Raw genomic sequence first — 12,564 nt, 5'->3', positions numbered from 1 at the left:
CCCTTCACGCAGTCCGTGCTGACCGCGGACAGGGTGAACAAGAAGCGCCGCATGAGGGTTCTGGCCACTGTGTTGGCGGTAGTCGTCCTGGGCACGGGCGGCGGCATCCTCTGGGCGGTGTCCGGCGACGATGCGCAGGAGGCGAAGAACCCGACGGCCGTCAGGCAGGCACCGGACGAGATCCGGGACACCGTCGAGAAGACTCCCCGGACGCCTGAGGGCCGCCTGGCTGTCGACTACGTGGAGAAGGAGTTCAAGAAGAACTTCGGGCGGGACTCCGCGTACGCGCCCGGCGCCTGGGCGACGGACAAGAACTTCGTCAGGGGAGTCGGCAGCACGCTCAAGGGCTTCAAGTTCGGCACGTTCGAGGAGGACTGGTCCACCGAGCTGACCGGCCCGATATGCGACACCACGCGCCACGTCACCGCGGATGGGCGCACGGCCGTACTCCTCCAGGAACGTGAGAACAAGAAGCCGGAACCCAAGGACGACGGCAAGAAGGACAAGGACAAGGGCAAGGACAAGGGCAAAGACAAGAAGGACAAAGACAAGAAGTCCAAAGACAAGGACAAGAAGCCAAAGGACAAGAAAGCCAAGTCCGACGCCGACACCGAGGCCGAGACAAAGGACAAGTACGCCTGCACCCAGCTGGCCTTCGTCGACCTGAACACCGGCAAGAAGCTGTGGCAGGTGAAGCTCCCCGACGCCAAGGAAGCGTTCGCGCCGAACACCAACGTGACCATGACGCGCGGCACGGTCGCCGTGGCATGGGGCCAGGGCTCGGTCGCGTACGACATGAAGCGCGGACGGAAGCTGTGGACGAGCGCGGGTTCCACGGAGTGCGAGGACCTCGGCTTCGCGGGAGGACGCGCACTGCTCGCCCTGGTCCGATGCGGGGATGACGAGGACTCCCAGTTCAAGGTCCAGGAAGTGCGCCCCCGTACGGGTAAGCCGGAGTGGACCTACAAGGTGGCGAAGGGGATAGGGCGCGTCTCCTTGGTGTCGTCCGACCCCGCGGTCCTCGCTGTCTCGCCCGGCGACGACGCCTCGGTGACGGACTTGATCACTGTCGATGATCGGGGCGATTACCGCGCCACGATCGACATGCCGGAAGACCGCTTCGTCGACAATTGCCACCAGTCGCTCTTCGGCGCCGTGGAGACGTGTGACTCGATCGTGGTCGGGCGCGACCAGCTGTTCCTCGCGACCGACAAGGGAACGCTCGAGGACAACTGGATCGTCTCGTACGACCTCGGTACGGGGAAGACCGTTCGGAAGTTCGACTCGAAGCCGCAGCGCCCGATGTACCCCTTGCGAGTGAGCGGCGGCAAGCTGCTCGCGTTCCGGCCGAGCGACGACGGCGTGGCACCGGCTGCCGTGGTGAGCCTGGACCCGCGTACGGGCAAGGAGACGCCGTATCTGCTCTTCTCCATGCCGGACCGCATCGGCATGGAGGATCCCAACGAGAATGAGCTCATCGTCGAGCACGGTCGGATCTTCTTCGCCCCCAGGGAACTGCACCCGGAGAGCAGTGGCCCCTGGAAGGGGGCGGCCTACGGGGCACTGGGGATCGAAGGGGCCTGAGGCGAAGGAGCCTGGAGCGCGGGGGCCCGGAACGAGACGGCGTGAGCCGCTCCGCACGGGGCTGGACAAGAGCCCTGTCAGCCGCCCACACGCCGACTGGTACCCTGTGTAGCGGCCGTATGTGTACGCGTCTCCAGAGCCCCTCTAGCGAGGACCTGGAGGCAGCGCCCAGCGGACCTCGCCTCCCGAGTTACGGAAGCTCCCCTGCGATTTAGACCAGGGGCACTCGGTGGCCACGAAAAGACTACGAGGAGTAAGCGTGTCGCTCGACGCCGCTACGAAGAAGCAGATCATGACCGAGTTCGGCCAGAAGGAGGGCGACACCGGCTCCCCCGAGGTCCAGGTCGCCATGCTCTCGCGCCGTATCTCGGACCTGACCGAGCACCTCAAGACCCACAAGCACGACCACCACTCCCGTCGTGGTCTGCTGATCCTGGTCGGTCAGCGCCGCCGTCTGCTGCAGTACCTGGCCCGCAAGGACATCAAGCGCTTCCGTGCGCTGGTGGACCGCCTGGGCATCCGTCGCGGTGCGGCGGGCGCTAAGTAAGACATCGTGAAGGGGGCGGTTCCCACGCAAGAGGGGGCCGCTCCCTTTGCTGTATGCGGGCATGCCGTGCGTGATGTACGCATGCCGTACGTGCTCTACGTGCGAAGTGTCACCGGCGCTTTGTAGTCTGGACGCACAACGTCATAGACAACGTCATACGCACACCCCATACCGGACTGGGCAGAATCGGACTGCACGGTCCACAGACGTAACGGCGTCGCACATGGCGACGAGACGACGTCACACCGAACGAGGAGAAGCGCACCTCAAGGAACGCCGCCGCCGGTCCTCGGTAGTGGCGCCCGGGGTACAGCGAGAGCTCGAGCGTCGAGGAGAACTCGATCATCGAGCAATCGAGTGCCGCCGGGTGCTTCGATCGAAGACCGGCCCGCACCAGAAGGAGCGCTTCTCCGCCACGTCCCCGTGCCACACGGGCCAAGGGACGAAGACGAGGAGAAAACGCTAGTGGAGAACGAGACCCACTACGCCGAGGCTGTTATCGACAACGGCACTTTCGGCACCCGCACCATCCGCTTCGAGACGGGCCGCCTGGCCAAGCAGGCCGCAGGCTCCGCCGTCGCGTACCTGGACGACGACACCATGGTGCTGTCGGCCACCACCGCTTCCAAGCGGCCCAAGGACCAGCTCGACTTCTTCCCCCTCACGGTGGACGTCGAGGAGCGGCAGTACGCCGCCGGCAAGATCCCCGGTTCGTTCTTCCGTCGTGAGGGTCGCCCCTCCGAGGACGCGATCCTGACCTGCCGCCTGATCGACCGCCCGCTGCGTCCTTCTTTCAAGAAGGGCCTGCGCAACGAGATCCAGATCGTCGAGACGATCATGGCGCTCAACCCCGACCACCTGTACGACGTGGTCGCGATCAACGCCGCCTCCTGCTCCACGCAGCTGGCAGGCCTGCCCTTCTCGGGCCCGATCGGCGGCACGCGTGTGGCGCTCATCAAGGGCCAGTGGGTCGCCTTCCCGACGCACACCGAGCTCGAGGACGCCGTCTTCGACATGGTCGTCGCCGGTCGCGTCCTCGAGGACGGCGACGTCGCGATCATGATGGTCGAGGCCGAGGCCACCGAGAAGACCATCCAGCTCGTCAAGGACGGCGCGGAGGCCCCCACGGAGGAGGTCGTCGCCGCCGGTCTCGAGGCCGCGAAGCCCTTCATCAAGGCGCTCTGCAAGGCCCAGTCGGACCTCGCCGCCAAGGCTGCCAAGCCCACCGGCGAGTTCCCGGTCTTCCTGGACTACCAGGACGACGTCCTCGAGGCCCTCACGGCCGCCGTGAAGTCGGAGCTCTCGCAGGCGCTGACCATCGCCGGCAAGCAGGAGCGCGAGGCCGAGCTCGACCGCGTCAAGGAGATCGCCTCCGAGAAGCTGCTCCCGCAGTTCGAGGGCCGCGAGAAGGAGATCTCCGGTGCCTACCGCGCGCTGACCAAGAACCTGGTCCGCGAGCGCGTCATCAAGGACAAGGTCCGCATCGACGGCCGTGGCGTCACGGACATCCGTACGCTCGCCGCCGAGGTCGAGGCCATCCCGCGCGTGCACGGTTCGGCGCTGTTCGAGCGTGGCGAGACCCAGATCCTGGGCGTCACCACCCTCAACATGCTCCGTATGGAGCAGCAGCTCGACACCCTTTCGCCGGTGACGCGCAAGCGCTACATGCACAACTACAACTTCCCGCCGTACTCGGTCGGCGAGACCGGCCGCGTCGGTTCGCCCAAGCGCCGCGAGATCGGCCACGGCGCGCTCGCCGAGCGCGCGATCGTGCCGGTGCTCCCCTCGCGCGAGGACTTCCCGTACGCGATCCGTCAGGTCTCCGAGGCCCTCGGTTCGAACGGCTCGACGTCCATGGGCTCGGTCTGTGCCTCCACGATGTCGCTGCTCAACGCCGGTGTGCCGCTGAAGGCCGCCGTCGCGGGTATCGCCATGGGTCTGATCTCCCAGGAGATCGACGGCCAGACGCACTACGTCGCCCTCACCGACATCCTCGGTGCGGAGGACGCGTTCGGTGACATGGACTTCAAGGTCGCCGGTACGAAGCAGTTCGTGACCGCGCTCCAGCTCGACACCAAGCTCGACGGCATCCCCGCCTCGGTCCTGGCCGCCGCGCTGAAGCAGGCCCGTGACGCGCGTCTGCACATCCTGGACGTCATGAACGAGGCGATCGACGTTCCGGACGAGATGTCCCCGAACGCGCCGCGCATCATCACGGTCAAGATCCCGGTGGACAAGATCGGTGAGGTCATCGGCCCGAAGGGCAAGATGATCAACCAGATCCAGGAGGACACCGGCGCCGACATCACGATCGAGGACGACGGCACCATCTACATCGGTGCCCAGCAGGGCTCGCAGGCCGAGGCCGCGCGCGCCACGATCAACGGCATCGCCAACCCGACCATGCCGGAGGTCGGCGAGCGCTACCTGGGTACGGTCGTCAAGACCACCACCTTCGGTGCGTTCGTGTCCCTGATGCCGGGCAAGGACGGTCTGCTGCACATCTCGCAGATCCGCAAGCTCGCCGGCGGCAAGCGCGTGGAGAACGTCGAGGACGTTGTCGGCGTGGGCCAGAAGGTCCAGGTCGAGATCGCCGAGATCGACTCCCGCGGCAAGCTCTCCCTCATCCCCGTGGTCGAGGGCGAAGAGGGCGACGACGAGACGAAGGACGACACCGACAAGTGACGTCGAGCAGCACCACGACGACGGCCCGCCCCTCCTCGGAGGGGCGGGCCGTCGCCCGTACCCAAACCCTCCTCAAGGGCAAGGACGGCATCGGCACGGTCCGCCGTACGACACTGCCGGGCGGCCTGCGCGTCGTCACCGAGACCCTGCCCTCCGTACGCTCCGCGACCTTCGGGATCTGGGCGAACGTCGGATCCCGCGACGAGACCCCGGCCCTGAACGGCGCCACGCACTACTTGGAGCACCTGCTCTTCAAGGGCACCAAGAAGCGCAGCGCCCTCGACATCTCGGCCGCGCTCGACGCGGTCGGCGGCGAGATGAACGCCTTCACGGCGAAGGAGTACACGTGCTACTACGCACGCGTGCTCGACACCGACCTGCCGCTCGCCATCGACGTCGTCTGCGACATGCTGACGGGCTCCCTGATCCTCCAGGAGGACGTCGACGCCGAGCGCGGCGTCATCCTCGAAGAGATCGCGATGACCGAGGACGACCCGGGCGACTGCGTGCACGACCTGTTCGCGCACACGATGCTCGGCGACACCCCGCTCGGCCGCCCCGTCCTGGGCACCGAGGAGACGGTCAACGCCCTCAACGCGGACCGGATCCGCCGCTTCTACAAGAAGCACTACGACCCGACCCACCTGGTCGTCGCCGCCGCGGGCAACGTCGACCACAACAAGGTCGTACGTCAGGTCCGCGCCGCCTTCGAGAAGGCGGGCGCCCTCCACCGCACCGACGCGACCCCGGTCATCCCGCGCCAGGGCTCGCGCTCCCTGCGCACGGCGGGCCGCGTCGAGGTCATCAACCGCAAGACCGAGCAGGCCCACGTCATCCTCGGCATGCCGGGCCTGGCCCGCACGGACGAGCGCCGCTGGGCCATGGGCGTCCTGAACACCGCCCTCGGCGGCGGCATGTCATCGCGCCTCTTCCAGGAGGTCCGGGAGAAGCGCGGCCTGGCCTACAGCGTGTACTCGTACACGTCGGGCTTCGCCGACACCGGTCTCTTCGGTGTGTACGCGGGCTGCCGTCCGAGCCAGGTGCACGACGTACTGAAGATCTGCCGCGACGAACTCGACGACGTCGCGCAGAACGGTCTGAGCGACGACGAGATCGGCCGTGCGATCGGCCAGCTCGCGGGCTCCACCGTCCTCGGCCTCGAGGACACCGGCGCGCTGATGAACCGTATCGGCAAGAGCGAGCTGTGCTGGGGCGAGCAGATGTCGGTCGACGACATGCTGGCCAGGATCGCGGCGGTCACCCCGGACGACGTCCGTGAGGTCGCCCGCGACGTCCTCGGCCACCGTCCGTCGCTCTCGGCCATCGGCCCGCTCAAGGACAAGCAGGCCGCCCGTCTGCACGACGCGGTCTCCTAAACCCCTTAAACCCCTTAAGGAATCAGGCACATGAGCAAGCTGCGCGTGGCGGTCGTCGGAGCCAGGGGCCGGATCGGCTCCGAGGCCGTCCGAGCCGTCGAAGCCGCCGACGACCTGGAACTGGTCGCCGCACTCGGCCGGGGCGACAAGCTGGACACGCTGGTGGAGACCGGCGCCCAGGTCGTGGTCGAGCTGACCAACCCCGATGCGGTGATGGGCAACCTGGACTTCTGCGTGCGGCACGGCATCCACGCCGTGGTCGGTACGACGGGCTGGACGGACGAGCGCGTCGCGCAGCTGGAGACCGCCCTTGCCGGATCGCCGGAGACGGGCGTCCTGATCGCCCCGAACTTCTCCATCGGCGCGGTCCTCACCATGAAGTTCGCGCAGATCGCGGCGCCGTACTTCGAGTCCGTCGAGGTCGTCGAGCTGCACCATCCGAACAAGGCCGACGCCCCCAGCGGTACCGCCACCCGCACCGCCCAGCTCATCGCCGAGGCGCGTAGGGAGGCGGGCAGCGCCCCGCAGCCCGACGCCACGTCGACGGCGCTCGACGGCGCCCGTGGGGCGGACGTCGACGGCGTGCCGGTGCACTCCGTGCGCCTGCGCGGCCTCCTGGCCCACCAGGAGGTGCTGCTCGGCGGTGAGGGCGAGACCCTCACCGTCCGGCACGACTCGCTGCACCACAGCAGCTTCATGCCGGGCATCCTGCTCGGCGTACGCCGCGTGGTGAGCACTCCGGGCCTGACCTTCGGCCTGGAACACTTCCTGGACCTGAACTGACGCGGGCCGAACCGAGCTGAACCGAGCTGAACTGACCGTCATGCGAGCAAAGATCACTTACGCCGTCACGGCTGCCGTCCTGGTCGTCTACTTCGTCCTGGTAGGCAGCCGCGGCGTGCTCCTGATACAGCACGGCACCGCCCTCACCATCACGTTCGGTGTGGCGGTGCTCATCCTGCCGTTCATCGGCGTCTGGTTCCTCTGGAAGAACACCCAGTTCGTCCAGCGCGCCAACCGCCTCGCCGCCGAGCTCGAAGCCGAAGGCGGCCTGCCCGTCGACGAGTTGAAGCGCACGCCCGGTGGCCGCATCGACCGCGACTCGGCCGACGAGGTCTTCGCACGGCGCAAGGCCGAGACCGAGGACTCACCGGACGACTGGCGCTGCTGGTTCCGCCTCGCCGTCGCCTATCACGACGCCCGGGACACCCCGCGCGCGCGACAGGCGATGCAGCGCGCGATCGCGCTGCACGCGGGTCGGCCGGTGAACGCCTGACTCAGACGGTGGGCCGGTACTCGTCGGCCCACACCTCGATGGAGTCGGCCGCCCGGTTGAAGGCCTCGTACCGGGCCAGGAAGTCGGCATTGCGGTCGGTGAGCAACGGAGGCCGGCTCCCGGCCCGCTGATCGCGCTGTACGAGGATGAGCGCCTGCCCCTGCACGGTGCGGGGCAGCCCGAGCCACCGCACGGGCTGCTGAGTCGTACGCACCGTCACGACCTGCGCCCACGGCACGGTCTGCGTCGTCAGGAAGGCCACCCGACGCAGCCCGTGTGCGCTCACCCAGGTGCCCATCCGCAGCAGCCGCAGCGCGCTCACGATGACGACCACCGCGAGTCCCGCGCAGATCGCGGCACCCGCCAGTGAGTCCGCGAACGCGATGATCACGGCGGCGGCCAGGACGAACGAGGCGAGCAGCAGAAGCAGCGCGGCTGCTCCCACCCGCCACGGGCCCGGCCGGTAGGGCCGCCGCCAGTGGTCGCGGTCGTCGAACGGCAGCGCGGCGTCGTCCGCCGTCTCGTCAAAGGCGCGGTCCGCCGTCAGGAAGGGCAGGGGCACGACTGGGTCCTCACTCGATCCACGCACGGGCTGTGCCCGGTGAGGCTACCGAGCCCCGCTTGCGTCGACCACCCGTGGGGGTCCAGGGGGGTACCTCCCACGCCTTTTAGGGCAGTGGGGGAGAGTCAGGGGCCTGCGACGGTCGTCATCGACCGTTCGCGGCTTCGGACTGCTGGTTCTGTGCGGGTGCCTGATCGGGGGACAGGGCGGGCATGCCGACCAGCAGGGAACCTGCGAGTCCGGCGACCACGACCAGGCCGACCAGGGTGCGGCCCACGATCTGAGAGGCCGACGGGCGCTCTCGGGGTGGGGGAGTGACATTGCTGCGGAACTGGTCGGCTTCGGCGATGAAGGCGAACGGAACGGGCTCGCGCCGACGGAACATGGGGTGCGCTTCTCCTCACGCGACTCGAACGTAACTCTGTTGTCTATACAGACGCTCGAAAGACCCAAATGGTGCCCGGTTTCGCCAAATTCGCCGAAGATTGTCGTGGCGAGACACCGAACGGCCGATTGTCAGTGCCGGGCCATAGAGTGGGCGCCGCCCGAGTGATGCACATGGAAGGACCCCCGCCAGTGAGCGAGACCCCCACCGAAGACCTCAAGCCCAGCTTCCGCAGCGAGGTCACCGTCGAGCTGGTGAAGCATGCCGCGACCGACTCCGACGTCCTGTGGGCCGCCCGTGTCTCCACTGCCGGTGAGCAGTCCCTGGAGGAGCTCCAGAAGGACCCGGAGCGCTCGAAGGGCCTGATCAACTATCTGATGCGGGACCGCCACGGCAGCCCCTTCGAGCACAACTCGATGACGTTCTTCATCAGCGCCCCGATCTTCGTCTTCCGCGAGTTCATGCGGCACCGCGTCGGCTGGTCGTACAACGAGGAATCGGGCCGCTACAGGGAGCTCGAGCCGACGTTCTACGTCCCCGACGAGTCCCGCAAGCTGGTCCAGGAAGGCCGCCCCGGGAAGTACGTCTTCGTGGAGGGCACCCAGGCCCAGCAGGAGCTCACGACCCGCGTCATGGAGGACTCGTACGTCAAGGCGTACGAGGCCTACCAGGAGATGCTCGCCGCCGGCGTCGCCCGCGAGGTGGCCCGCGCGGTCCTGCCGGTCGGCCTCTTCTCGTCGATGTACGCGACGTGCAACGCCCGCTCGCTGATGCACTTCCTCGGCCTGCGCACGCAGCACGAGCTCGCCAAGGTCCCGTCCTTCCCGCAGCGGGAGATCGAGATGGTCGGCGAGAAGATGGAGGAGCACTGGGCCAAGCTCATGCCCCTCACGCACGCCGCCTTCAACGGCAATGGACGTGTGGCTCCGTAAGGCACTGATGTACGGGTGGGCCGAGCGAGGTGTCCGTATTGCGGCATTTCGGGAAGTTCATCTAGCCTGATCAAACGGACCCGGCACTGCTTGAACCCCCGAGCAGGCAGTGCCGGGCTCCTCACTTGTCAGGTCCGCACACATCCCCCGAGGGGGGACCACGCGTTGAGCAGCGAGTAGCGTGTTACCCATGGCTCCGACCTCCACTCCGCAGACCCCCTTCGGGAGGGTCCTCACCGCCATGGTCACGCCCTTTACGGCGGATGGCGCACTTGACCTCGACGGCGCGCAGCGGCTCGCCGCCCACTTGGTGGACGCAGGCAACGACGGCCTCGTCATCAACGGCACCACTGGTGAGTCCCCGACCACCAGCAACGCGGAGAAAGCCGAGCTCGTACGAGCAGTAGTGGAAGCGGTCGGAGACCGGGCCCATATCGTCGCGGGCGTCGGCACGAACGACACCCGCCACAGCATCGAGCTCGCCCGTGATGCGGCTCGCGTAGGCGCCCACGGCCTCCTGACGGTCACGCCGTACTACAACAAGCCCCCGCAAGAGGGTCTGCTCCGGCACTTCACCGCGATCGCCGACAGCACCGAGCTGCCGGTCATGCTCTACGACATTCCCGGCCGCAGTGGCGTACCGATCAACACCGAGACGATCGTCCGCCTCGCGCAGCACCCGCGGATCGTCGCCAACAAGGACGCCAAGGGCGACCTCGGCCGCGCCAGCTGGGCCATCGCCCGCTCCGGCCTCGCCTGGTACTCCGGCGACGACATGCTGAACCTCCCGCTGCTCTCCGTCGGCGCCTGCGGCTTCGTCTCCGTCGTCAGCCACATGGTCACCCCGGAGCTGCGCGCGATGATCGACTCGTACTCCACGGGTGACGTGCAGAAGGCCACCGAGATCCACCAGAAGCTGCTCCCGGTCTTCACCGGCATGTTCCGTACGCAGGGTGTGATCACCGCCAAGGCGGCGCTGACCCTGCAGGGCCGCCCTGCGGGACCGCTGCGGCTGCCCCTGGTCGAACTGTCGCCCGACGAGACGGCCCAGCTCAAGATCGATCTCGCCGCCGGCGGGGTACAGCTCTAACCACAGACTTCACAACTGAATACGCGAAACACCGCAGGACACCGACTGACACGGTCCTGCACCCACACCAAACAACTGCTACTGCACGAACGTCATGCGCGCCACGTGCCCTGGAGGTACGTGGCGCGTGTGGTGAGGAGAGTCTTTTGAGTCATCCGCATCCTGAACTCGGCGCCCCGCCGAAGCTCCCGAAGGGCGGCCTGCGGGTCACCCCGCTCGGCGGCCTCGGCGAAATCGGCCGCAACATGACCGTCTTCGAGTACAACGGTCGCCTGTTGATCGTCGACTGCGGAGTGCTCTTCCCCGAGGAGGAGCAGCCCGGAATCGACCTGATCCTGCCGGACTTCACGTCCATCAGGGACCGCCTCGACGACATCGACGGCATCGTGCTCACGCACGGCCACGAGGACCACATCGGCGGTGTCCCGTATCTCCTCCGCGAGAAGCCGGACATCCCGCTGATCGGCTCCAAGCTGACCCTCGCGCTCATCGAGGCGAAGCTCCAGGAGCACCGCATCCGTCCCTACACGCTCGAGGTCGTCGAGGGCGACCGCGAGCGTCTGGGCCCGTTCGACTGTGAATTCATCGCGGTCAACCACTCCATCCCCGACGCCCTGGCCGTCGCCGTCCGCACCCCCGCGGGCATGGTCGTCGCCACCGGCGACTTCAAGATGGACCAGCTGCCGATGGACGGCCGCCTCACCGACCTGCACGCGTTCGCGCGGCTGAGTGAGGAGGGCATCGACCTCCTTCTCTCCGACTCGACGAACGCCGAGGTCCCGGGCTTCGTCCCGCCGGAGCGCGACATCTCGAACGTGATCCGGGGCGTCTTCGCAGGCGCCCAGAAGCGGATCATCGTCGCTAGCTTCGCCAGCCACGTCCACCGCATCCAGCAGATCTTGGACGCGGCGCACGAGTACGGCCGCAGGGTCGCCTTCGTGGGCCGCTCGATGGTCCGCAACATGGGCATCGCGAGGGACCTCGGTTATCTGAAGGTCCCGCCGGGCCTGGTGGTCGACGTCAAGACGCTCGACGACCTGCCCGACAGCCAGGTCGTGCTCGTCTGCACGGGCTCGCAGGGTGAGCCGATGGCGGCCCTCTCCCGGATGGCCAACCGCGATCACCAGATCCGGATCGTCCAGGGCGACACGGTGATCCTGGCGTCGTCGCTGATCCCGGGCAACGAGAACGCGGTCTACCGCGTGATCAACGGCCTGACCCGCTGGGGCGCGAACGTCGTCCACAAGGGCAACGCCAAGGTGCACGTCTCCGGCCACGCGTCGGCCGGCGAGCTCCTGTACTTCTACAACATCTGCAAGCCCAAGAACCTGATGCCGGTCCACGGCGAATGGCGCCACCTGCGCGCCAACGCCGAGCTCGGCGCCCTCACGGGCATCCCGCACGACCGCATCGTGATCGCCGAGGACGGCGTCGTCGTCGACCTCGTCGAGGGCAAGGCGAAGATCGTCGGCAAGGTCCAGGCGGGATACGTGTACGTGGACGGCCTCTCGGTCGGCGACGTCACGGAGTCCTCCCTCAAGGACCGCAGGATCCTCGGCGACGAGGGCATCATCTCGGTCTTCGTGGTGGTGGACTCAAGCACCGGCAAGTTCACCGGGGGGCCGCACATCCATGCCCGAGGTTCCGGCATCGACGACTCGGCCTTCGCGGCCGTCATGCCGAGGGTCCAGGAGGTCCTGGAGAAGTCGGCCCAGGACGGCGTAGTGGAGCCCCACCAGCTGCAGCAACTCATCCGCCGCACGCTGGGCAAGTGGGTCTCGGACAACTACCGCCGACGCCCGATGATCCTTCCCGTGGTCGTCGAGGTCTGACCCGACATCTGACCCGACACTGCGTCACTTCCGGAGCGGGGCGCCTCGATTTGCATCGGGGAGCCCCGCTCCAGTACGTTTACGTCTCCGCCTGAACGGGAAGCACCCGGCACTCACGTGCTCGGAGGGACCCAAACAGGGCGGGGGAATTCCGACTCAGAATCTCTGATAAAGTCGGAACCGCCGGAAAGGGAAACGCGAAAGCCGAAAGGCCGGAGCGGAAACCTGAAAGGCACCGAGGAAAATCGGACACGAAAGAGTCTGATAGAGTCGGAAACGCAAGAACGAAACACAG

General features: G+C 67.4%; 11 protein-coding genes. 9 read left to right on the top strand and 2 right to left on the bottom strand.

From position 1 onward, the window contains the following. The first annotated feature begins 51 nt into the window (after positions 1-51). The 6 genes from ACWFRJ_RS31825 (at position 52) to ACWFRJ_RS31800 (ending at position 7,468) form a co-directional block, all read left to right on the top strand. Complete coding sequence (locus ACWFRJ_RS31825; protein ID WP_453538661.1) at positions 52-1,584, top strand: outer membrane protein assembly factor BamB family protein; 1,533 nt, start codon at positions 52-54, stop codon at positions 1,582-1,584. Between the two features lie 259 nt (positions 1,585-1,843). Further along, positions 1,844-2,131, top strand: a complete 288-nt coding sequence (gene rpsO / locus ACWFRJ_RS31820; RefSeq protein WP_383273224.1) for a 30S ribosomal protein S15 — start codon at positions 1,844-1,846, stop codon at positions 2,129-2,131. A 465-nt stretch (positions 2,132-2,596) separates the two neighbouring features. After that, positions 2,597-4,816: a polyribonucleotide nucleotidyltransferase gene (locus ACWFRJ_RS31815; protein WP_453538658.1), complete on the top strand. Its 2,220-nt coding sequence runs from the start codon at positions 2,597-2,599 to the stop codon at positions 4,814-4,816. Beyond that, entirely contained in the window at positions 4,813-6,192 is a 1,380-nt protein-coding gene (locus tag ACWFRJ_RS31810) for a M16 family metallopeptidase (RefSeq protein ID WP_453538655.1), read from the top strand. The genes ACWFRJ_RS31815 and ACWFRJ_RS31810 overlap by 4 nt, the downstream gene beginning before the upstream one ends. 30 nt (positions 6,193-6,222) lie before the next feature. After that, positions 6,223-6,975, top strand: coding sequence for a 4-hydroxy-tetrahydrodipicolinate reductase (dapB, locus tag ACWFRJ_RS31805; protein WP_453538652.1), 753 nt, complete (start codon positions 6,223-6,225; stop codon positions 6,973-6,975). A gap of 40 nt (positions 6,976-7,015) precedes the next feature. After that, the gene (locus ACWFRJ_RS31800) at positions 7,016-7,468 is read left to right on the top strand and encodes a tetratricopeptide repeat protein (RefSeq protein WP_389908733.1); all 453 of its coding nucleotides are present in this window, start codon (positions 7,016-7,018) and stop codon (positions 7,466-7,468) included. Position 7,469: 1 nt separating this feature from the next. Here ACWFRJ_RS31800 and ACWFRJ_RS31795 read toward each other — a convergent pair whose 3' ends face one another. Both ACWFRJ_RS31795 and ACWFRJ_RS31790 read right to left on the bottom strand, forming a co-directional pair. Next, positions 7,470-8,030 carry a hypothetical protein gene (locus ACWFRJ_RS31795; RefSeq protein WP_453538648.1) on the bottom strand — a complete coding sequence of 187 codons (561 nt, stop codon included), beginning with the start codon at positions 8,028-8,030 and terminating at the stop codon, positions 7,470-7,472. 145 nt (positions 8,031-8,175) lie between these two features. Beyond that, complete coding sequence (locus ACWFRJ_RS31790) at positions 8,176-8,415, bottom strand: hypothetical protein (protein WP_453538645.1); 240 nt, start codon at positions 8,413-8,415, stop codon at positions 8,176-8,178. Positions 8,416-8,606: 191 nt separating this feature from the next. Here ACWFRJ_RS31790 and thyX point away from each other — a divergent pair, with 191 nt between their 5' ends. From thyX to ACWFRJ_RS31775, 3 genes are all read left to right on the top strand, one after another. Then, positions 8,607-9,347 carry an FAD-dependent thymidylate synthase gene (gene thyX, locus ACWFRJ_RS31785; protein ID WP_453538642.1) on the top strand — a complete coding sequence of 247 codons (741 nt, stop codon included), beginning with the start codon at positions 8,607-8,609 and terminating at the stop codon, positions 9,345-9,347. Between the two features lie 190 nt (positions 9,348-9,537). After that, positions 9,538-10,437, top strand: a complete 900-nt coding sequence (gene dapA, locus ACWFRJ_RS31780) for a 4-hydroxy-tetrahydrodipicolinate synthase (protein WP_453538639.1) — start codon at positions 9,538-9,540, stop codon at positions 10,435-10,437. Positions 10,438-10,583: 146 nt separating this feature from the next. After that, positions 10,584-12,269: a ribonuclease J gene (locus tag ACWFRJ_RS31775; protein WP_383285375.1), complete on the top strand. Its 1,686-nt coding sequence runs from the start codon at positions 10,584-10,586 to the stop codon at positions 12,267-12,269. Positions 12,270-12,564 lie beyond the last annotated feature (295 nt).

Source organism: Streptomyces sp. NPDC055239 (assembly GCF_053606205.1).
The sequence above is the reverse complement of the archived record's forward strand: the minus strand, read 5'-3'. Positions and strand labels throughout refer to the sequence as shown.